The sequence below is a fragment of the Pseudomonas sp. SJZ131 genome, assembly GCF_007828705.1.
In the GTDB taxonomy this organism is placed as follows: domain Bacteria; phylum Pseudomonadota; class Gammaproteobacteria; order Pseudomonadales; family Pseudomonadaceae; genus Aquipseudomonas; species Aquipseudomonas prosekii.
This window is the reverse complement of record NZ_VIVC01000001.1, coordinates 796,213-817,014: the sequence shown is the minus strand read 5'-3', so window position 1 is coordinate 817,014 and position 20,802 is coordinate 796,213. Positions and strand designations below refer to the sequence as shown.

Here is a 20,802-nt window from a genome sequence, read left to right as displayed (position 1 = left end):
TGTCAGAAGTCATTTATTATTGTATGCGTAACCGGATTCTACACAGCGTAAAAGGGCTTGTCTGCCTCCTGTATCAAATCGCCTTTTGCGCTACCGGCGCAAGCGCTTTGTTGCCCAGGTAAATCTGCCGACACAAGCTGCATCAGCCATCTATGATGCTTATTCATCCGCTCAGGTTTCGCCCATGCCGCTCACCGTCAAGTCCCGCCGCAAACGCAGCACCCGTATCGCTGTGACTATTTTGAGCGGCGCGCTGCCGATGCTGCTGGGTGGTGCCATCCTTTATATGCAAGCCGGACGCGCGCTGGAACAAAATGCCGAACAGACTGCCGACGAAGCGCTGCGCCAATTCAACTTGATGCTCGACAACACCGCCGAAGCGGCGCGGGTATTGCTGCCCTTGGCCGGCAACCGCTGCGAAGACGCGAAACTGGCATTGCGCGAACAAGTTACGCGCCGCCCGTTTGTGCGCTCGACCAACTTGGTGTGGGACAACAACCTTTATTGCAGTTCACTGTTCGGCGACTACCAGGAAGCGGTCAACGCCGGTGACTACGCCCACGGCCAGTTGTGGTTGATGGATGGCAACCCGGTAACGCCGAACACTGCGTTACTGGTGTATCGCCTCAGCGACGATAAAAAAGGCGCGTTGACCACACTCGACGGTTATCACCTGAGCAACGTCTTGCGCCTGATCGGTCGGCAGACTTTGCTGTTACTGCAAGTCGGCAACCACTGGTTATCCGCCGACGGCAAAGTGCATTCAGGTGCCCTGCCCGCGTTACCCGTAGCGCAAAGCACGCGGGTATCGGAGCGTTACGCGTTTACCGTGGAAGCCGGTTTCCCCGAAGGCGAAACCTGGCGCTATATCAGCAGCGAATACCCGCCGCTGTTCAGTTTGCTGATGTTCTTCGGTGTGGTCGCCGGTTCGATCGGTCACATTCTGCAGAAGCGCGCGTCATCGCCCAGCGTTGAATTGCAGCGCGCGTTAGAGGCCGGCGAGTTCATTCCCTACTTCCAGCCACTGGTGTACGGCGACACTAAAAAGTGGAGCGGCACCGAAGTGTTGATGCGCTGGAATCATCCGAAAGAGGGTTTGGTGCGGCCCGATTTGTTTATCCCGTTCGCCGAACACTCGGGGCTGATCGTGCCGATGACCCGAGCATTGATGCAGCAGACTGCTGCGCTGCTCGCGCCGGTTTCCGCGACATTCGACGGGCCGTTTCATATCGGCATCAACATCACCGCCAGCCATTGCCAGGATCTGGAACTGGTCGAGGATTGCCGAGTGTTTCTCGAAGCGTTTTTGCCGGGCAGCGTCATCCTCGTACTGGAACTCACCGAGCGCGAACTGATAGAACCGACGCCACTGACTCATCAGTTGTTTGAGCAACTTCACGGCTTGGGCGTGATGATCGCCATTGATGACTTTGGCACCGGGCATTCGAGCCTCGGCTACTTGCGCCAGTTCAACGTGGACTTCTTGAAAATCGATCAGAGCTTCGTGGCGATGATCGGTGCCGATGCCCTATCGCGGCATATTCTCGACAGCATCATCGAACTGTCGGCCAAGCTGGATCTTGGAATTGTTGCCGAAGGTGTAGAAACTGAGGAGCAAAGCGATTACCTGACGGCGCATCAGGTGGACTTCATGCAAGGCTACCTGTTCGGCCGGCCAATGCCTGGCGCGGACTTCATTAATGCATTAAGTGACCATTAACGCGCCGGGCAATTAAGCAAATCTCAAGCAAATTGAATCAAAAGACTGCTGTTGTTACATGAAGAAAAAGACATGATTTACTCTCGGCCAATTAACTACTACAATTTTTCTTGCCTGTGCAAGATTGGCAGGTGAGCCATTATCACCGAGTCGCTTCAAGGCTCTTGGCTTATAGCTTTGTTTGCGGTTGGTATCAGCCAAACACACTATTGGAGTAAAGATATTGTCCAGACTCGCTGAATTTCGTGCAGCCGAAAAGGCCCTTCAAGAACAGCTCAAGCAGCTGGAATCACTGAAGAACGATGCCGGGCTCAAGAAAGAAATCGAATTCGAAGAAAAGCTCCAGGGGCTGATGAAAACCTACGGCAAAAGCCTGCGCGACATCATCGCCATTCTCGATCCGAACCCGAGCAGATCAGGCTTGCAACAACCGGCAGCGCCTAAAACCCGCCGCGCTCGTGTGGTCAAGGTTTATCACAACCCGCACACCGGCGAATTGATTGAAACCAAGGGCGGCAACCACCGTGGCCTGAAAGCATGGAAGGAAGAATACGGCGCTTCTACCGTTGAGTCCTGGTTGCGCGGCTAACCCTCGCGGCAACAAAAAAGCCTTGCTGATGCAGGGCTTTTTCAGGGTCGATATCTAACAAATGCAACGATAGTCGGCGATCAAGTTGCAAATCAGCAGCCAACAGATGTGGCGGTTCAGCGTTGAATACTTGTTTACTTACTTTGGGGTTAATTCGTTCAGGTATCTAAACAGTCGAGCAGTACCGAGCACTTGCCTCTTGCTCTAAAGTTTCAAGCTGTTGCGAGCAGCCTGAATTTCGTCCTCACTTGCCTTATAAACGTCTGCCTGTCCGGCGTAGGAAAGAACATAAGCCTTGCCGGTCGCCACAGCCGCAACCAGTGTTTGCGACAGCACATGCCGGCCGTTTTGCGTCACCGTACAAGTGGTTTCCAGCGCCTGCAGTTGACTCAATGTCGCCGAGTGAATCTTGTTGCAGACACTTTGATAGCCGCTTTGGAAAAAGTCCTTTTGCACCGACTTGCGCATCTCCAGCAGCACGCCTTGCAAGTTGACCTCGTGACCACTTTCGACGTCGGTCATCGTCAGTTCCATGACCATTACCTGATTCCCGTCGGCGTCATTTTTGACCGCGCGCTGGCGTGATACTTGCGGCGCTGCCGGGTTGGGCTCGATCACTTCCGCCTCCCAGCCGCTCGGCCAGGTGATGCTCGGAGCGTCGGCGAGCGAGATGTCGGAAATTGCCAACAAACCGAGGCAAACCATCAGTGATGTGAACGGTCGGATCATTACGAGGCGCACTCAGGGAATGAGTGACGAAGTCTGAGCCTCGTCCGGCCGTCAGGCAATAGCTGACCGTTTGGATTTGTTGATGCGCAAACGGTTGCGTATCATTGCGTCCATTCGCCAGCCCCACTTATTTTCCGGAGGGCCCATGAGCCTGCACGAATTGAATACCTTCCCCGGCGTCACCGCCCAACCCGATACCGCCACCCAGAAGTTCGTCTTCAACCACACCATGTTGCGGGTCAAGGACATCACCAAATCGCTGGATTTCTACACGCGCATTCTCGGCTTCTCGCTGGTGGAAAAACGCGACTTCCCCGAAGCCGAGTTCAGCCTGTACTTCCTGGCGCTGGTCGACAAAGACCAGATCCCGGCTGATGCCGCTGCGCGCACCGAATGGATGAAGTCGATCCCCGGCATTCTCGAACTGACGCACAACCACGGCACTGAAAACGATGCCGACTTCGCTTACCACAACGGCAACACCGACCCGCGTGGCTTTGGTCATATCTGCATTTCGGTGCCGGATATCCGCACGGCGTGCGAGCGTTTCGAAGCGCTGGGTTGCGACTTCCAGAAGCGCCTGAACGATGGCCGCATGAAGAGCCTGGCGTTCATCAAGGACCCGGATGCTTACTGGGTAGAAATCATCCAGCCAGCACCGATGTAACACTTGGTAGAAAACTCTGCGGCAATCTGCAAGGCACAAAAAAACCCCATGATCACTCATGGGGTTTTTTGTTTTCAGCGCAGCGTTTATGCAGGGGCCGAAGTGCGGATCAAGTGATCGAATGCGCTTAGGGAAGCCTTCGCGCCCTCGCCCACCGCAATTACGATCTGCTTGTACGGCACGGTGGTCACGTCGCCGGCGGCAAACACGCCCGGCAAAGAAGTCTCACCGCGAGCATCGACGATGATCTCGCCGCGCGGCGACAACTCGACAGTGCCCTTGAGCCAATCGGTGTTCGGCAACAAACCGATCTGGACAAAGATCCCTTCCAGCTCGACCGTGGTGAAGTCGCCCGAATCGCGATCCTTGTAGACCAGACCGGTGACTTTCTGCCCGTCACCTTTCACTTCGCTGGTCAGCGCGCTGGTGATGACGTTGACGTTCGGCAGGCTGTACAACTTGCGCTGAAGCACCGCATCGGCCCGCAGTTTGCTGTCGAATTCCAGCAGCGTCACGTGGCTGACGATCCCAGCCAGGTCGATAGCAGCCTCGACGCCGGAGTTACCGCCACCGATCACCGCGACGCGCTTGCCTTTAAACAGCGGACCATCGCAGTGCGGGCAGAAACACACGCCTTTGGCTTTGTATTGCTGCTCGCCCGGCACGCCCATTTCGCGCCAGCGGGCGCCAGTGGCAAGGATCAGTGCCTTGGTTTTCAGGCTCGCACCGCTTTCGAAACGGACTTCGTGCAAGTCGCCGGCATTCTTCGCCGGGATCAATGCAGTGGCGCGCTGCAGGTTCATGATGTCCACATCGTACTGCTTGACGTGCTCTTCCAAAGCGCTGGCCAGCGTCGGCCCTTCGGTTTCCTGCACTGAGATGAAGTTCTCGATGGCCATGGTGTCCAGCACCTGCCCACCAAAACGTTCAGCGGCGACGCCGGTGCGAATGCCTTTACGAGCAGCGTAAATGGCTGCCGATGCGCCGGCCGGGCCGCCGCCGACGACCAATACATCGAAGGCCTCTTTGGCGCTGATTTTCTCAGCCTGGCGCTCGGCACCGCTGGTGTCGATCTTGGCGAGAATTTCTTCCACGCCCATGCGGCCCTGGCCGAAGATTTCACCGTTCAGGTAAACGCTTGGCACCGCCATGATCTGGCGCTGGTCAACTTCGGCCTGGAACAGTGCGCCGTCGATGGCGACGTGGCGGATGTTCGGGTTGAGCACGGCCATCAGGTTCAGCGCCTGGACCACGTCCGGGCAGTTCTGGCAAGACAGCGAGAAGTACGTCTCGAAGCTGAACTCGCCTTTGAGCGAACGGATTTGTTCGATCACTTCACCGCTGGCCTTCGAAGGGTGGCCGCCGACTTGCAGCAAGGCCAGCACCAGCGAAGTGAATTCGTGGCCCATCGGGATGCCGGCGAAACGCAGGCTGATATCGGCGCCGGGGCGATTGATCGAGAACGATGGCTTGCGTGCATCATCACCGTTGTCTAGCAAAGTAATTTGCGTGGAAAGACTGGCAACGTCTTTCAACAGTTCGAGCATTTCCTGGGATTTCGCACCGTCGTCGAGGGAAGCAACGATCTCGATCGGTTGGGTGACCCGTTCCAGGTACGATTTCAACTGGGCTTTAAGATTGGCGTCCAACATACGGGCGATTTCCTTTACTTTATTTGAGGCGAAAAAAAACGCCCGAGCGAATCTCGCCCGGGCGTTTTTATTGGGCGGTTGCAGCTTACTTAGGTGCGGAAACCCGCCCTGGTGATGCGTGTGTCACAGACTTAGATCTTGCCGACCAGGTCCAGCGACGGCGCCAGAGTGGCCTCGCCTTCTTTCCACTTGGCTGGGCAAACTTCGCCTGGGTGAGCAGCAACGTACTGGGCAGCCTTGATTTTGCGCAGCAGCTCGGAAGCGTCACGGCCGACACCGCCGTCGTTCAGTTCAACGATTTTGATCTGGCCTTCCGGGTTGATTACGAAAGTGCCACGGTCAGCCAGGCCAACGTCTTCGATCAGTACGTCGAAGTTGCGGGAGATGGCGTGGGTTGGGTCGCCGATCATGGTGTATTCGATTTTGCCGATGGCTGGCGAAGTGTTGTGCCAGGCAGCGTGGGCAAAGTGGGTGTCAGTGGAAACGCTGTAGATTTCGACGCCCAGTTTCTGGAACGCGGCGTAGTTGTCAGCCAGGTCTTCCAGTTCGGTTGGGCAAACGAAGGTGAAGTCGGCTGGGTAGAAGAACACGACAGACCATTTGCCTTTCAGGTCTGCGTCCGACACTTGTACGAAGTCGCCATTTTTGAAAGCAGTTGCTTTAAACGGTTTTACTTGGCTGTTGATGATAGGCATCGGTGACTCTCCGTCAGGGTTGAAAAGTTGGGTTGAAAAGTTGATGGGGTGAACTCTACCCACTCGAACGCACGATGGCTCATTGGCAAACCTCATGCTGCTCATTGGTTTTCGCTATTAGCCGGTAGTATTAATAGACGAAAACTTACTTAGCTGCGTCGATGGATTTCTCTGCGAGCGCTGTCATCCCCAAAAACGGGCTGGCTTCGACGTAACGCATGGCCGATTTCATATCTTTCCAACCGACATAACTCATCAACGACTTCAAATCCCAACCGCTCTGATGCGCCCATGTCGCGAAACCCCGCCGCAACGAGTGACTGGTGTAGAGCTCGCCGGCAATGCCGGCACGCTCCAGCGCCTGGCGCAGCAACGGAATAACGCTGTTGGCGTGCAGACCTTCCTCACTCAAATGACCCCAACGATCGATGCCGCGAAACACCGGCCCACGGACCAGCGCCGCTTCGGTGATCCACGCGATGTACGCCTGCACCGGACACAAACGCTGCAAGGCCGGCGTCTGGTAGGTCTTGCCGAGGTTTTCGCGATCGCTTTTGCTGCGCGGCAGATACAGCGTGATACCCGACTGAGCCACGGCTTTCACGTGCTCGATTTGTAAACGACACAGCTCGTCGCTTCGGAATCCACGCCAGAAACCCAGCAGAATCAGCGCCGTGTCGCGCCGCGCCCGAAGCAATCCCGGCTGATCGCCCTCAGCCCTGGCGGTTTGCGCTTCCTGCTCCAGCGAAGCGACCACTTGCTCCAGATGCTGCAGCTGCAATGGCTCGGCTTGTTTTTCCTGCGCTGGGTGCAAGGCGCGAATGCCCTTGAATACCTGGCGCACAACTGGCGCCTTGGTCGGGTCGGCGAAACCCTGGCTGTTGTGCCACTGCGCCAACGCCGACAAACGCAGCTTCAGCGTATTGATCGACAGCAACCCCGCATGCGCCACCAGGTATCGCGCAACGCTCTCGCTGGTCGCAGGCAAAAATCCACCCCAACTGACTTCGAAGTGCTCAATGGCCGCCCGATAGCTGCGGCGGGTGTTGTCGCGGGTGGCGGCCTGTAGATAGCGATCCAGATCAGTCATGGGTTCAACTCTTGAAAACATACCGTTTCAGCGGGCGAAAACCGTGTCGAAAGCTCATCACGCGGGGTAATACCAGTATATCCCGTGTCAGATAACTTCGATATTTAACTTTCCATTCGGAATGGTACACTGTGTACTTTGGTGGTACGTACCACAGTACGAAATCGTAGGAGAACACATGGCTCGTGGCGGTGTAAACAAAGCAGTGGTGCAAGCGGCCCGTTTGGCGATCCTTGCCCGAGGCGAAAACCCCAGCATCGACGCAGTACGAATCGAAATGGGCAATACCGGCTCGAAAACCACGATTCATCGTTATCTGAAGGAGCTGGATGGCGGCCTGCAGCGCACTGAAGAAGTCGCCGAGCCGATTGATGGTGAACTGGCAGGATTGGTCTCACGCCTCGCGCAACGCCTCAAAGAGCAGGCGCAAGAACCGATCGATCAAGCGCGCGAAGCGTTCGAGCATCAACGCAAAACCCTGGAAGCGCTGCTCGACGAAGCGCGTGAAGCCAATACCGAGCTGCAGCAGCAATACGAGATTCAAAGCCTGGCGTTGACTCAGGAATCCGAGGCATTGCTGCAAACCCGCTCAATGCTGCAGACCGAGCAAACCCGCAATGCCGGGCTCAATCAGGCGCTGGCGGATTTCGAATTACGTTTGAAGGACAAGGACGAGCAGATCCGCTCACTGGAAGAGAAACACCTGCACGTCCGCGACGCGCTGGAGCACTACCGCAACGCCGTCAAAGAGCAGCGCGAGCAAGAGCAGCGTCGCCACGAAGGACAGGTGCAGCAGATTCAGATGGAATTGCGTCAGGCTCAGCAAAGCGCCCTCGTCCGCCAGGATGAAATCACCCAATTGCACCGCGATAACGAGCGAGTACTGACCGAAAGTCGCGGTACGCTGCGCGAGCTGAGCCTGTTGCAGGACCACCTCAAACAGGCCAACAGCCGCCAGGATCAGTTGCTCGAGCAGGCCAGCCGCGTCGACAACGAACGCACCCTCCTCCAGGAACGCCTGCGCATCGCGCTGCTGGAAGCGCAGACACTGAAACAGAACGTCGACGAGCAAACGCAGATCAATCAGTCATTGGAAAGTGAATTGGCCAAGACCCAGGCCAGACTCGATGAAAGCGAAATCGAAAGCGCGCGTCTGGCGACTGTCGTTGCGACAGCGCCAGACGCAGCGAAGGACGATTAACCGGCGACGGGCGTGCGCATGGTCACGAACTCTTCGGCGGCAGTTGGGTGCACGCCGATGGTTTCGTCAAAATCGCGCTTGGTCGCGCCGGCCTTCAGCGCAATTGCCAGGCCTTGGACGATTTCCCCGGCGTCCGGGCCGACCATGTGGCAACCCAGGACCTTGTCGGACTTGCCATCGACCACCAGTTTCATCAGCGTGCGCTCCTGACATTCAGTCAGGGTCAGCTTCATCGGCCGGAAACGGCTTTCGTAGATCACCACATCGTGCCCGTCTTCCCGGGCCTCTTCCTCGGTCAAACCGACAGTACCGATGTTCGGCAAGCTGAACACCGCTGTCGGGATCATTTTGTAATCCACCGGACGATACTGCTCAGGCTTGAACAAACGCCGCGCCACCGCCATGCCTTCGGCCAGCGCCACCGGTGTCAATTGCACGCGACCGATTACATCGCCCAGGGCCAGGATCGACGGCTCGGCAGTCTGATACTGCTCATCGACCTCGACAAAACCTTTCTCGTCGAGTTTGACCCCAGTGTTTTCCAACCCGAGGTTGTCGAGCATCGGACGCCGGCCAGTGGCGTAGAAGATGCAATCGGCTTCAAGTTGCCGACCATCCTTGAGCGTCGCTTTCAGGCTGCCATCGGCGAGTTTCTCGATGCGCTCGATGTCGGCATTGAACTGCAAGTCCATACCGCGCTTGGTCAGCTCTTCCTGCAAATGCTTGCGCACCGCACCATCAAAGCCGCGCAGGAACAGATCGCCGCGATAGAGCAGTGTCGTCTCGGCGCCGAGGCCGTGGAAAATCCCGGCGAACTCGACGGCAATGTAACCACCACCGACCACCAGAACACGCTTCGGCAGCTCTTTGAGGAAGAACGCCTGGTTGGAGCTGATCGCGTGTTCGTGCCCCGGAATCTCCGGAATCTGCGGCCAGCCGCCCGTGGCGATGAGGATATTCTTGGCGGTGAATTGCTCGCCGTTGATCTCAACGGTGTGCGGGTCGACGATCTTGGCGTGGCCCTCATGCAAAGTCACGCCGCTGTTGACCAGCAAGTTGCGATAGATGCCATTAAGGCGATTGATCTCGCGATCCTTGTTGGCAATCAGCGTCGCCCAATCGAACTTGGCCTCGCCCAGCGTCCAGCCAAAACCGGAGGACTGCTCGAAGTCTTCGGCGAAGTGCGCGCCGTAGACCAGCAGCTTTTTCGGCACGCAACCAACGTTCACGCACGTACCGCCCAGGTAACGGCTTTCCGCCACGGCGACTTTCGCACCAAAACCCGCCGCAAATCGCGCAGCCCGCACACCGCCGGAACCGGCACCAATCACATAAAGGTCAAAATCAAAGGCCATTTCTATCTCCTCGGCAGGCTAGCAGCATACCTGCAGACACTCATTGGGCAAACGCTGCGAACAATATGCGGGCGGAAAACGAAAAAACCACCCGAAGGTGGTTTTCTCATTACAAGTTGTGCGGCGCTATCAGTAAGCCTTGCCAGTCTTGTAGAAGTTCTCGAAGCAGAAGTTGGTTGCTTCGATGTAGCCTTCAGCGCCACCGCAGTCGAAACGCTTGCCTTTGAATTTGTAGGCAATCACGCAACCGTTTTGCGCCTGTTTCATCAGGGCGTCGGTGATCTGGATTTCGCCACCCTTGCCTGGATCGGTTTGCTGGATCAGGTCAAAGATGTCCGGCGTGAGGATGTAACGACCGATGATCGCCAGGTTCGACGGTGCATCTTCCGGCGCTGGTTTTTCAACCATGTTGCGCACGCGGTACAGGTCGTCGCCGATCAAGTCACCGGCGATAACGCCGTACTTGTTGGTTTCCATCGGATCAACTTCCTGGATCGCGATGATCGAGCAGCGGTACTGTTTGTACAGCTTGACCATTTGCGTCAGGACGCCGTCGCCGCCGAGGTTGACGCACAAGTCATCCGCCAGCACCACGGCGAAAGGTTCGTCGCCGATCAGCGGACGGCCTGTCAGGATTGCGTGGCCGAGGCCTTTCATTTCGGTCTGGCGAGTGTAAGAGAAAGAGCACTCGTCGAGCAGTTTACGGATGCCGACCAGGTATTTTTCCTTGTCGGTGCCCTTGATCTGGTTTTCCAGCTCGTAGCTGATGTCGAAGTGGTCTTCGAGTGCGCGTTTGCCGCGACCAGTGACGATGGAGATTTCGGTCAACCCAGCGTCCAGTGCTTCTTCGACGCCGTACTGGATCAGTGGCTTGTTTACCACCGGCAGCATTTCTTTGGGCATGGCTTTAGTCGCTGGCAGGAAGCGAGTACCGTAACCGGCTGCTGGGAACAAGCATTTCTTGATCATATAAGTCCTTGAAAAGGCTGTGTGTTCGGGTTTCGGCGCAGTCTAATCAGGCTGCGGGCACCTTACAATGCCCCGCACTGGCTAACCGATGCCATCATAGAGAAATATTCTCGCGGATAGTTCCCATAAGCTTTCATAGATAGCACATGCGCGCGAATCCGCGCCGACCGGCAATCGCACCACCATACGCCGTTCAGCACCGGTAAAGGGCATTTGGCGTATGATGGCGCGCTTGAACCAAGCCAAAGAGGCAGATACATGTCGGTAGCAAAAAGCGTCAACGGGTACCAGATCAATCAGGCCAAAGACGGTCAATGGTGGGTGGGCAGCGCTGCTGGCGAGAATATCGCCGGACCTTTCCCTACCGAAGCGCTGGCGATCGATGTGGCGTCGGTGTTGCAGGATCAGCCTGCAGGCCCGAAACGTCGCGGCAAGGACAAGTCCTGATACGCAGCTGATTCGAGCAGCCCTGCCATCGCGCAGGGCTTTTTTATGGATGTCTGCAACAAAGTGGCCATTCGCTATAACCTTTTCATTCGGCTGCTGTCACAGGCTTAGCCCCATCATCTGACGACGAAAAAACGACATGAACAAATTTCTGGCCCTGATTGCAGTACTGGCGCTCACCGGTTGCGCCACTTCCGAACGAACCTATTTGAACAACGGCGAACAGGGGCTGACCATCGACTGCTCCGGCGAGGCCAATTCCTGGGCTACTTGCTACGAGAAGGCCGATGACTCCTGCGCGGGCACCGGCTACCGAATTGTCGGCACTGACGGAACGCCCTCGACCAAGGAAAGCGACAAAACCCTTGGCGTGGATGTCGGCAACTTCAAGAACCGCAGCGTAGTGGTGGTCTGCAAATAAGGCGCGCTGCGCCTACGTGCAGAATGCATTGGCAACGACCAGCAGAATTACATGTGAATTTCGGCGAATTTGATCCCGAGGCCGCGCACGGTCTCGATCAACTCGTCGAGGCTGCTGAATGATTCGACTTCATCGTTTTCATCCACCAGGAAGTAACTGCGCCCGGCGCTCTTCTTGAAAAACACGATCCATTCCCCCGAATTCGCCGGGTTCTGAATCACGTGGGTGGCAGAGATATGGCCCTCTGCATGACGTTCCCGTACCTGCTCTCGCTTCATGCGCAACTCCAGAAATGACAATGCCGCCAAAGCACTGCTTTGGCGGCATCAGGCTAGCGGCCGACAGTCTAACAGTCGGCGCTCTACCAATCGGCGCTCTATCTGTCCGAGATGCAAGCCGTAGCGGCGCGCTGGATATCTTTCGGCCGCACCGGCACGTTGGACATGCGCTCATGCAGCTTGATACCGCTGCCGCCAGAGCGGTCTTCGATATCAAACACGGCGGCCGGACCAGAGGCCAATTTGCCTGGCACGATGACTCGTACGCCTTCCTTGTGCGGCTCGATCTGCAGGGCACCACGGCTGCTGGCGAGTTTCTCGACCAGGCATTGCGCGTACTCGTGAGGCTTTTTACCTGAGATCACGTTCATGGTCGGCAGCGTCTCGTTGATTTCTGCGACATTTGCACAACCACTCACCGCCAAGGCAAGCGGCAGAACCAGGACACCCCATTTCATATAAAACCTCCGATAAAGACCCTCCGACAGCGTAAAGACTGTTTTTCTCCGGGGCTCGTTGCATTTATTGCTCATGGAATCGCGAATGAGCGTTTTTAATTGTCAAACACGGCGCTGACGGCCGGATAATAACCCGTTCGGGCTGATAAACTCTGCCAATTGCCCTGCTATCGTTTTGATTTTGTAGAAAAAGCCCTTCTGGAGGCGCCTCATGAAATTTATCCACCAGCGCGAGCACCTCAATGAGGACGACATTGTCGTCATTCAATGCTCGCAAACCTGCAACATTCGCTTGATGAACGACGCCAACTTCCGCAGCTTCAAAAATGGCGGCCGCCACACTTACCACGGCGGCGCTTTCGACACGTTCCCGGCCCGCATCACCGCGCCGAGCACCGGTTTCTGGAACATCACCATCGACACGGTCAACAGTCGCAAGGCGATCAGCGTGACCCGCAAACCGACCTTGACTCACTCGATCAAGATCGTCCGCCGCTCCAGCACCAAATTGAGCTGAGCGGCATCTATACACGCAAACAGGCAGACCTGACATGACCGTGGCCCAAACGACCAAATACGTTATCAAATACAAACTCAACGGCGAGCGCCGTTTCGAATTTGCCCAGCTTGCAGATGGCACCGAAGAGCAAGCCAAAGCCGCGCTTGACGCGATTCATCGCGATACCGACGACGTGATGAGCGACATCGCTGTCAGCAAAGCGCTGTAACACTTGCAGCACTCCTGCTTGATGAAGACTCTTAGTGGGAGCGAGCTTGCTCGCGATTGCAATGTCCCGGTCGGCATTGGTTTTGACTGACCGCCCTCATCGCGAGCAAGCTCGCTCCCACGGGGTTTGTGTCAGGGGAACACTGACCTGAGCGACAACCTGGACGTCAGCGCCCCGCCGCTAAATTCGAGCGCAAAAGCCGGAGTGTTCGCTCAGCGCACACGCCCTAGTCTGGCTACCTCAACCAATGGTTAAGGAGTCACGACATGCCCGTTTCCGTGGAATCGGCAGATTGGCCCGCGCTCGAACAGCAACTCGATCAGGACGGATGCGCGGTTATTCGCTCACTTTTGGGTCATCGGATGTGCGACGAAATCAGTGCGTTGTATGCCCAACAGGAGCCCTTCCGTTCACACGTGATGATGGCTCGCCACGGCTTCGGGCGCGGCCAATACAAATACTTCAAATACCCCTTGCCCGACGTGGTGAGCCAGCTGCGCGGAACGCTGTACCCGCGCCTGGTGCCGATCGCCAATCGCTGGTACGAACACATGGACTTGCCGACGCGCTTCCCCGAATGTCACGCGCAATTCATCCAACGCTGCCACGCCGCTGGTCAGGAGCGCCCTACTCCGTTGTTGCTGCAATACGGTGCGCAGGACTACAACTGTTTGCATCAGGACCTGTACGGTGAACACGTTTTCCCACTGCAAGTGGCGATTCTACTGTCAGAACCGCAGCAAGACTTCACCGGCGGCGAGTTTGTGTTGACCGAGCAGCGCCCGCGCATGCAGTCCAGGCCTCAGGTCATTGGCCTGAGCAAAGGAGATGCGCTGATCTTTGCCGTCAGTCAGCGCCCGGTCAAAGGCCTTCGCGGTTATTACCGAGTCACCCTGCGCCACGGCGTCAGTCGCCTGCACAGTGGCAATCGCCATACCCTTGGAATCATTTTTCACGATGCGTTATGAAACCATGAGCCCGACCACCCTCGACCTGTTCGCTGATGACGAGCCACAGCAGACGCCACGGCGCGAGCAGATCGGCGAACAGTCCTACGTGCTGCGCGGCTTTGCCCTGCCTCTGCTTGACCGATTGCTGCCGGCGCTGGAAGCCGTGCTGCTGGCCGCGCCGTTTCGGCAAATGGTCACGCCAGGCGGTTTTACCATGTCAGTGGCGCTGAGCAGTTGCGGCGCGCTGGGCTGGACCACCGACCGCAGCGGTTACCGTTACACGCGTCACGATCCGCAAACCGGACAACCGTGGCCAGCCATGCCACCGGCGTTTTTCGAACTGGCGCAAGCGGCGGCGCGGGAAGCAGGATTTACAGACTTTGTGCCGGATTCCTGCCTGATCAATCGTTATATCCCTGGGGCGAAGATGTCTTTGCATCAGGATAAAAATGAAGGTTCCTACGCCGCGCCTATCGTTTCAGTGTCACTGGGCTTGCCGGCGATGTTTCAGTTCGGCGGTTTCGAGCGCAGCGACAAGACCCAGCGCGTGCCGTTGTTTCACGGCGACGTGGTGGTCTGGGGCGGCGTTGATCGCTTGCGTTACCACGGCGTTTTGCCGATCAAGGACGGCCAGCATCCGCAACTGGGCGAACAGCGGATCAACTTCACGTTTCGCGTCGCCGGATGAATTTGACGAGTTCGACCGCAAGACCCGGAGTGCTGCTTTACTGTCGGCTGATTAATCTGAGCGAAACCCGTCCACGGACCTGACGCCATGAACACCTCCATCAGCAAAACCCCGTCCACCACCGAAAACGACCCACGCTGGGCTGCGGTGGTCGCGCGCGATCCCAAGGCTGACGCGCAGTTTGTCTACGCGGTAAAAACCACCGGCATCTATTGCCGCCCGAGCAGCCTGGCGCGCTTGCCGAAACCGCAGAACGTGGAATTTTTCGACACCGCCGAGCAAGCTCAGGCCGCCGGTTACCGCCCGAGCAAACGCGCAGCGAAGGATCAAAGCGAGGTCGCGGCGCAACATGCCGCCACGGTCGCTGCGGCGTGTCGACAAATCGAAGCGGCGGAAAATCTGCCTGCGCTGAGCGAACTGGCGGGCGCCGCCGGGTTAAGCAGTTTCCACTTTCATCGCGTGTTCAAAGCCGTGACCGGCCTCACGCCCAAGGGTTACGCCAGCGCGCACCGATCGCGCCGGGTTCGTGAACGCTTGAGCGACGGGGGTTCAGTGACCGACGCGCTCTACGACGCAGGTTTCAATTCCAATAGCCGGTTCTACGAATCCGCCGATCACCTGCTGGGAATGAAGCCCGGCGATTACCGCGCCGAGGGCCAGAACAACGACATTCGTTTCGCGGTCGGGCAATGTTCGCTGGGGGCAATTCTGGTCGCGCAAAGCGCACGCGGGATCTGCGCGATTCTGCTTGGCGACGATCCACATCAGTTGGTCTGTGATCTGCAGGACAAATTCCGCCGCGCCAACCTGATCGGCGCTGATCACGAGTTTGAGCAGTTGATCGCTCAAGTCGTCGGGTTTATCGAAGCACCGGCAATTGGCTTGGATTTGCCGCTGGACGTGCGCGGCACGGCGTTTCAGGAACGGGTGTGGCAGGCGCTGCGCGAAATCCCGGTCGGCAGCACCGCCAGTTACGCCGACATTGCCCTGCGTATCGGTTCGCCGAAAGCCGTGCGCGCCGTGGCTCAAGCCTGCGGCGCGAACAGTCTGGCGGTGGCGATCCCGTGTCACCGCGTGGTGCGCAGCGACGGCAATCTCTCGGGTTATCGCTGGGGCATCGAGCGTAAACGGCAGTTGCTGGAGCGCGAAGGCCAGTAATCCCTCAGCGATTCACATCCACCACCACGCGGCCGCGCAATTGGCCGGCGAGCAATTTCGGCGCGGCTTCGATGGCTTCGCTGAGACCGATCTCGCGGCTGATCAGCGGCAGCAAGGCAAAGTCCAGATCCGCGGCCAGACGGTTCCAGGCCTCTACGCGTTTGGCTTTGGGCTGGGTCACGCTGTTGATGCCGGCGAGGGTCACGCCGCGCAGAATGAACGGCGCGACCGAGGCCGGAAAATCCATGCCTTGCGCCAATCCGCACGCGGCGACCGTGCCGTTGGCTTTGGTACTGGCGCAGGCGTTGGCCAGCGTGTGGCTGCCGACCGAATCGATGACCGCCGCCCAGCGTTCCTTGGCCAGCGGCTTGCCCGGCGCGGACAAGGTTGCGCGGTCGATGATTTCGCTGGCGCCGAGCTGTTTAAGGTAGTCGTGCTCCGAGGTGCGACCGGTCGAGGCCACGACCGTGTAGCCAAGTTTGCTCAACAGGGCAATGGCGAAACTTCCTACACCGCCATTCGCGCCGGTTACCAGCACCTCACCCTGCTGCGGCGTGACGCCATTGTGCTCCAGCGCCAGAATGCTCAGCATCGCTGTGTAACCGGCGGTGCCAATTGCCATGGCTTGCGCCGGTGTGAAGGCCTTTGGCAGCGCAATCAACCAGTCGCCGTTGAGCCGCGCTTTCTGCGCCAATCCGCCCCAATGCCCTTCACCCACGCCCCAACCGTTAAGCAGGACAAGGTCGCCGACCTTGTAGTCCGGATGCTCGCTGGCTTCGACGCTGCCTGCCAGATCAATCCCCGGCACCATGGGGAATTTTCGCACCACCGGACTGCTGCCGGTGATCGCCAGGCCATCCTTGAAATTCAACGTGCTGTACGCCACGCGGACGGTCACATCGCCCTCGGGCAGTTGCGCATCATCGATTTTCTGCAGCGTGGCCCGATAACCGCTGTCGTCTTTGTCGATCAAAATACCGTTGAACATCGCTGCCTCCCGAGGGCTTTACTGAGGTTGAAGTGCCCATCAAATAACACAAAGCAACACATTGCCCTACCCGACTTTCCTCTAATCACTCAATCGCCCGAGCATTTCCATGACCGGCGGCTATGCTTTTTTTTCGGACGCAAATCCCTGAAAAAACCTTACTGTCGATGAAGCTGACAATGCCCTGCCTGCGCGCGTTTACCGTTTTGCTGATGCTCTGCTGGCTGGCGCTCGGCAGCGTTCAGGCTGCGCCAGCAAAAACGTCGGCAGCCGCTACGCCCGCCGCGCCGAGCTGGCCGCAGGTACTGAATGCTGGCAGCACCAAACTGACGATCTACCAGCCGCAACTCGACAGTTGGGACGGTTACACCTTGCAGGCGCGCGCCGCCGTCGAAGCCACCGGAGCTGACGGCAAAGCCACTTACGGCATCGTCCAATTCAGCGCACATACCTTGGTAGACAAAGCCACACGTTGGGTGGCGCTCGATCAGTACACCTTGATCAAAGCCGATTTTCCGTCCAGCGCGGCGCAGTCCGACAGTTGGATCGCGGCGCTGAAACAGGACGCGGCCAACCGCAAGAAAACCATTTCGCTGGATCAACTCGAAGCTGCCCTTGGCGTGCTGGCCGCCGAACAGAAATCCAGCGGTGAACCGATCGAAAACACCCCGCCGACCATCATCACCTCCGAAGTCCCGGCGCTGCTGGTGTACATCGATGGCGAGCCGGCGTATCGGCCGGTCGAGGGCACGGGGCTGCAACGCGTGATCAACACGCGACCGCTGTTGCTCAAGGATGCGCAGGGCAAACATTATCTGCATGTGTTCGATGGCTGGATGGTCGCTGATAGCCTGAACGGCCAGTACGCGCCACTGCGCTCGCAGACGGCGGATCTGGAAACGGCCAAAAAAGCCGCGATTCAGAGTCGGCAGGTTGACCTGCTGACCGGCCAAAGCGATCCAAAAGACAAAATTCCTACACTGGCCAAGCCGCCCTTCCCACAGATCCATGTCGCGACAACCCCTACCGAATTGATCGTCACCGACGGCGCGCCGCAATGGCAGCCGATCCAGGGCACGCAGCTGTTATACGTGACTAACACCACCGGGCACCTGTTCAAGGAAATCGGTGACCAGAACAGTTACGTACTGATCTCCGGGCGCTGGTTCAAAGCCGCCGATATGCAAGGGCCTTGGGCCTTTACGCCGGCAGATAAATTGCCCGCCGACTTCGCCAATATTCCCGACGACAGTGCCAAGGAAAACGTCAAAGCCTCGGTTGCCGGCACACCACAGGCGCGCGAGGCAGCAATTGCGGCGATTATCCCCCAGACCTCGGCGATCAATAAAAGCCAAGTGAACATGACTGCACCGCCATTCGATGGCGAGCCGCAACTGAAGGCAATCACCGGCACGCCGCTGCAATATGTGGTGAACACGCCAACGCCGATCATCCGGGTTGACGCCAAGAGCTGGTACGCGGTCGAGAACGGCGTCTGGTTCAGCGCAGCCTCGGTGCAGGGGCCGTGGACCGTGGCGACTGCGGTGCCGGCGGTGATCTATTCGATCCCGCCGAGTTCGCCGATGCACTACATCACCTACGTCAAAGTCTACGAGGCCAACGGCGATACGGTGGTGGTCGGTTATACGCCGGGCTATCAGGGTTCCACCGTGGACCCGGCCAGCGGCGTGGTGGTTTACGGCACCGGTTACCCGTATACGCCGTGGGTCGGCACGGTTTGGTATGGGCCGCCGGTGACTTACGGTTTTGGCGTGGCGATTCGCTATACGCCGTGGACCGGTTGGACGTTTGGTTTCGGTTTCGGCTGGAGTTGGGGCGGCAGTACTGTCGCCACGGGTTGGGGCTGGGGCGCCTACCCATGGTGGGGCAATTACGGCTGGGGGTATGCGTGGGGCCCGCGTCTGTACCCGGCGCCAATGCCGTGGGGCGGCGCGGCGTATGGTTACCATGGCGGCGCGGTGGCCTGGGGTCCGGGCGGTTGGGCGGGCAATACCGGCAACATTTATCGACAGTGGGGAGATCGCGCAACGGTCAGCCGTTATGGCGCCGGTTACAACGCCTGGACCGGCAATCGCTGGGCGGGTCAGGTCGGATCTTCCTACAACTCGCGCACCGGCATCGCTACTGCCGGCCAGCGCGGCGCGGTGCACAACGTCTACAGCGGAAATTACGCCGCCGCACGTAGTGGTGCCATCGCCGGGCCGGGAGGTGGCGCCATTGCCGGCGAAAAAGTCACCGCGGGCAATGTGCGCAACGGCGCTCAAGTCACGGCCAATCGTGGCGCGGTTTACAACCCGAACACCGGCAACACCACACAATACGGCGGCATCCGTGGACGCAACAGCGGCGCCGCGCGGGTCGGCGACAACGTTTACGCCGGGCATGACGGCAACGTCTACCGCAAGACCGACGATGGCTGGCAATCAATGGTCAAGGGTGGCGCGACGCGGGTTAATCCAGCCAATACTGCGCAGTTGCAGAACCTCAATCGCGAAGCAGCGGCGCGCTCATTCGGCAATCAGCGCTTCAACAATTTTCATGATTCGTCACGGGTGATGAATCGCTCGTTTGGCGGCGGCGGATTGCATCGGCGGTGAAGGATCAATGGCCTATCCACAAAAGCCGCGTTTCACAAAAGCTGCATTTCACAAAAACAGACGCCACCGTTCAGAAAAACCCACTGGCCTGAGACTGGCGATAGCTGTTACAAAAACGCCATAACCTCCCTGCCCCGTTTTGACGCCGGAGAAGCAAGCACATGAGCCAGTGGCCAGATACGCGCATTCTTGACCTGCTCGGGATCGAGCTGCCGATTATCCAGGCGCCAATGGCCGGCGCGACCGATTCCGCGATGGTCATTGCTGCGAGCAACGCTGGCGGCCTGGGTTCGATGCCTGCGGCGATGCTCAGCGTCGAGCAATTGCGCGAAGAGCTGAAAACCATTCGCCAGCAGAGCCAGCGCCCGTTCAACGTCAACTTCTTTTGCCATCAACCGCCGGCGCCGGACGAGCAAAAGGCTGACGCATGGAAAAATCTTCTGGAGCCCTACTACCGCGAATTGGGCGCCGATTTCGATGCGCCGACGCCGGTGTCCAATCGCGCGCCGTTCGATGCAGCGGCGTGCGCCGTGATCGAAGAGTTTCGCCCCGAAGTCGTCAGCTTCCACTTTGGCCTGCCGGAGAAGTCGCTGCTGGAACGGGTCAAAGCCACCGGCGCGAAAATTCTATCCTCGGCCACCACTGTCGAAGAGGCGGTGTGGCTGGAGCAGCACGGCTGCGATGCGATTATCGCCATGGGTTACGAGGCCGGCGGCCATCGCGGGATGTTTCTCAGCGATGACTTGAGCAGCCAGGTCGGCACGTTCGCGCTGTTGCCGCAGGTAGTCGATGCGGTGAAGGTGCCAGTGATCGCCGCTGGCGGGATCGGCGACGTGCGCGGGATTGTTGCAGCGTTTCACCTCGGCGCCTCGGCAGTGCAATTGGGCACGGCGTACCTGTTTACCCCGGAAGCCAGAATCAGCGCCGCGCACCACAAGGCGTTGCGCACGGCCAAAGAAAGCGAAACAGCGGTGACCAATCTCTTCACCGGGCGGCCGGCGCGGGGGATTCTCAACCGGGTGATGCGCGAGATCGGGCCGATGAGCGACAAGGCACCTGCGTTCCCATTGGCCGGTGGCGCGCTGCTGCCGCTGCGGGTGAAGGATCCGGCGGACTTCGCCAATCTTTGGGCTGGGCAGGCGTTCACATTAGGTATCGAGCTGACCACGGCAGAACTGACCCGGCGTTTCGCCGAAGAAGCATTGGCCAGACTGACCCACCACTAACCTCCTCACCCAACACATCACCTGTAGGAGTGAGCCTGCTCGCGATAGCGGACTGTCAAACAGCCAAGATGTCGGATGTCCCGACGCCATCGCGAGCAAGCTCAGCTCCCACCAAGCTCCTTCCCACCAAGTCCAGCTCCCACCAAGCTCGCAGCTACTAAGCTCAGTTCCCACC

General features: G+C 58.3%; 22 protein-coding genes. 13 read left to right on the top strand and 9 right to left on the bottom strand.

The features are described 5' to 3' along the window. Nucleotides 1-184 precede the first annotated feature (184 nt). Nucleotides 185-1,720 (top strand): cyclic diguanylate phosphodiesterase, encoded by a 1,536-nt coding sequence (locus tag FBY12_RS03495; RefSeq protein ID WP_145251225.1) that lies wholly within the window; start codon nucleotides 185-187, stop codon nucleotides 1,718-1,720. Between the two features lie 223 nt (nucleotides 1,721-1,943). Then, a complete protein-coding gene (locus FBY12_RS03490) occupies nucleotides 1,944-2,309 on the top strand; it encodes a histone-like nucleoid-structuring protein, MvaT/MvaU family (RefSeq protein ID WP_121730701.1) in 366 nt (121 codons plus the stop codon). Nucleotides 2,310-2,513: 204 nt separating this feature from the next. On the opposite strand, the gene FBY12_RS03485 is transcribed toward FBY12_RS03490, so the two are convergent. Then, nucleotides 2,514-3,038: a DUF4946 domain-containing protein gene (locus FBY12_RS03485; protein ID WP_145251222.1), complete on the bottom strand. Its 525-nt coding sequence runs from the start codon at nucleotides 3,036-3,038 to the stop codon at nucleotides 2,514-2,516. Nucleotides 3,039-3,183: 145 nt separating this feature from the next. Here FBY12_RS03485 and gloA point away from each other — a divergent pair, with 145 nt between their 5' ends. Continuing rightward, on the top strand, nucleotides 3,184-3,705 hold the full coding sequence (gene gloA, locus FBY12_RS03480) for a lactoylglutathione lyase (RefSeq protein ID WP_145251219.1): 522 nt from the start codon (nucleotides 3,184-3,186) through the stop codon (nucleotides 3,703-3,705). 86 nt (nucleotides 3,706-3,791) lie between these two features. On the opposite strand, the gene ahpF is transcribed toward gloA, so the two are convergent. From ahpF to FBY12_RS03465, 3 genes are all read right to left on the bottom strand, one after another. Next, nucleotides 3,792-5,357: an alkyl hydroperoxide reductase subunit F gene (gene ahpF / locus FBY12_RS03475; protein ID WP_145251216.1), complete on the bottom strand. Its 1,566-nt coding sequence runs from the start codon at nucleotides 5,355-5,357 to the stop codon at nucleotides 3,792-3,794. A gap of 131 nt (nucleotides 5,358-5,488) precedes the next feature. Then, entirely contained in the window at nucleotides 5,489-6,052 is a 564-nt protein-coding gene (ahpC, locus tag FBY12_RS03470) for an alkyl hydroperoxide reductase subunit C (protein WP_092281374.1), read from the bottom strand. 145 nt (nucleotides 6,053-6,197) lie between these two features. After that, nucleotides 6,198-7,142 carry a site-specific integrase gene (locus FBY12_RS03465; RefSeq protein WP_145251213.1) on the bottom strand — a complete coding sequence of 315 codons (945 nt, stop codon included), beginning with the start codon at nucleotides 7,140-7,142 and terminating at the stop codon, nucleotides 6,198-6,200. Between the two features lie 178 nt (nucleotides 7,143-7,320). Here FBY12_RS03465 and FBY12_RS03460 point away from each other — a divergent pair, with 178 nt between their 5' ends. After that, nucleotides 7,321-8,343 (top strand): DNA-binding protein, encoded by a 1,023-nt coding sequence (locus FBY12_RS03460; protein ID WP_145251211.1) that lies wholly within the window; start codon nucleotides 7,321-7,323, stop codon nucleotides 8,341-8,343. Here FBY12_RS03460 and gorA read toward each other — a convergent pair. After that, nucleotides 8,340-9,698: a glutathione-disulfide reductase gene (gorA, locus tag FBY12_RS03455; protein WP_145251208.1), complete on the bottom strand. Its 1,359-nt coding sequence runs from the start codon at nucleotides 9,696-9,698 to the stop codon at nucleotides 8,340-8,342. The genes FBY12_RS03460 and gorA overlap by 4 nt on opposite strands. Before the next feature lie 129 nt (nucleotides 9,699-9,827). After that, nucleotides 9,828-10,667 (bottom strand): UTP--glucose-1-phosphate uridylyltransferase GalU, encoded by an 840-nt coding sequence (gene galU, locus FBY12_RS03450; RefSeq protein ID WP_092281382.1) that lies wholly within the window; start codon nucleotides 10,665-10,667, stop codon nucleotides 9,828-9,830. 258 nt (nucleotides 10,668-10,925) lie between these two features. Between galU and FBY12_RS03445 the strand changes: the two genes are divergently transcribed. Both FBY12_RS03445 and FBY12_RS03440 read left to right on the top strand, forming a co-directional pair. Continuing rightward, entirely contained in the window at nucleotides 10,926-11,114 is a 189-nt protein-coding gene (locus tag FBY12_RS03445; protein ID WP_121730687.1) for a hypothetical protein, read from the top strand. Nucleotides 11,115-11,253: 139 nt separating this feature from the next. Further along, nucleotides 11,254-11,535: a hypothetical protein gene (locus FBY12_RS03440; RefSeq protein ID WP_092281384.1), complete on the top strand. Its 282-nt coding sequence runs from the start codon at nucleotides 11,254-11,256 to the stop codon at nucleotides 11,533-11,535. A 47-nt stretch (nucleotides 11,536-11,582) separates the two neighbouring features. Here FBY12_RS03440 and FBY12_RS03435 read toward each other — a convergent pair whose 3' ends face one another. Together FBY12_RS03435 and FBY12_RS03430 are read right to left on the bottom strand one after the other, a co-directional pair. Continuing rightward, nucleotides 11,583-11,813 (bottom strand): hypothetical protein, encoded by a 231-nt coding sequence (locus FBY12_RS03435; protein ID WP_121730686.1) that lies wholly within the window; start codon nucleotides 11,811-11,813, stop codon nucleotides 11,583-11,585. Between the two features lie 98 nt (nucleotides 11,814-11,911). Further along, entirely contained in the window at nucleotides 11,912-12,271 is a 360-nt protein-coding gene (locus FBY12_RS03430; RefSeq protein ID WP_121730685.1) for a hypothetical protein, read from the bottom strand. A 211-nt stretch (nucleotides 12,272-12,482) separates the two neighbouring features. Between FBY12_RS03430 and FBY12_RS03425 the strand changes: the two genes are divergently transcribed. The 5 genes from FBY12_RS03425 to ada all read left to right on the top strand — a co-directional run bounded on the left by FBY12_RS03425 (nucleotide 12,483) and on the right by ada (nucleotide 15,795). Further along, a complete protein-coding gene (locus FBY12_RS03425) occupies nucleotides 12,483-12,788 on the top strand; it encodes a DUF1883 domain-containing protein (RefSeq protein ID WP_121730684.1) in 306 nt (101 codons plus the stop codon). 34 nt (nucleotides 12,789-12,822) lie between these two features. After that, a complete protein-coding gene (locus FBY12_RS27610) occupies nucleotides 12,823-12,999 on the top strand; it encodes a hypothetical protein (RefSeq protein WP_178111711.1) in 177 nt (58 codons plus the stop codon). Between the two features lie 266 nt (nucleotides 13,000-13,265). Further along, on the top strand, nucleotides 13,266-13,967 hold the full coding sequence (locus FBY12_RS03420) for a 2OG-Fe(II) oxygenase (RefSeq protein ID WP_145251205.1): 702 nt from the start codon (nucleotides 13,266-13,268) through the stop codon (nucleotides 13,965-13,967). Continuing rightward, on the top strand, nucleotides 13,957-14,637 hold the full coding sequence (gene alkB, locus FBY12_RS03415) for a DNA oxidative demethylase AlkB (RefSeq protein WP_145251202.1): 681 nt from the start codon (nucleotides 13,957-13,959) through the stop codon (nucleotides 14,635-14,637). Before FBY12_RS03420 ends, alkB begins: the two co-directional genes overlap by 11 nt. An 87-nt stretch (nucleotides 14,638-14,724) precedes the next feature. Continuing rightward, the gene (gene ada, locus FBY12_RS03410; protein WP_145251199.1) at nucleotides 14,725-15,795 is read left to right on the top strand and encodes a bifunctional DNA-binding transcriptional regulator/O6-methylguanine-DNA methyltransferase Ada; all 1,071 of its coding nucleotides are present in this window, start codon (nucleotides 14,725-14,727) and stop codon (nucleotides 15,793-15,795) included. 4 nt (nucleotides 15,796-15,799) lie between these two features. Here the strand turns inward: ada and FBY12_RS03405 are convergent, their stop codons facing one another. After that, nucleotides 15,800-16,783, bottom strand: coding sequence for an MDR family oxidoreductase (locus FBY12_RS03405; RefSeq protein ID WP_145251196.1), 984 nt, complete (start codon nucleotides 16,781-16,783; stop codon nucleotides 15,800-15,802). A gap of 179 nt (nucleotides 16,784-16,962) precedes the next feature. Here FBY12_RS03405 and FBY12_RS03400 point away from each other — a divergent pair, with 179 nt between their 5' ends. Together FBY12_RS03400 and FBY12_RS03395 are read left to right on the top strand one after the other, a co-directional pair. Then, nucleotides 16,963-19,401, top strand: coding sequence for an autotransporter (locus FBY12_RS03400; RefSeq protein WP_145251193.1), 2,439 nt, complete (start codon nucleotides 16,963-16,965; stop codon nucleotides 19,399-19,401). Between the two features lie 161 nt (nucleotides 19,402-19,562). Beyond that, the gene (locus tag FBY12_RS03395; protein WP_145251190.1) at nucleotides 19,563-20,627 is read left to right on the top strand and encodes a nitronate monooxygenase family protein; all 1,065 of its coding nucleotides are present in this window, start codon (nucleotides 19,563-19,565) and stop codon (nucleotides 20,625-20,627) included. Nucleotides 20,628-20,802: the final 175 nt, after the last annotated feature.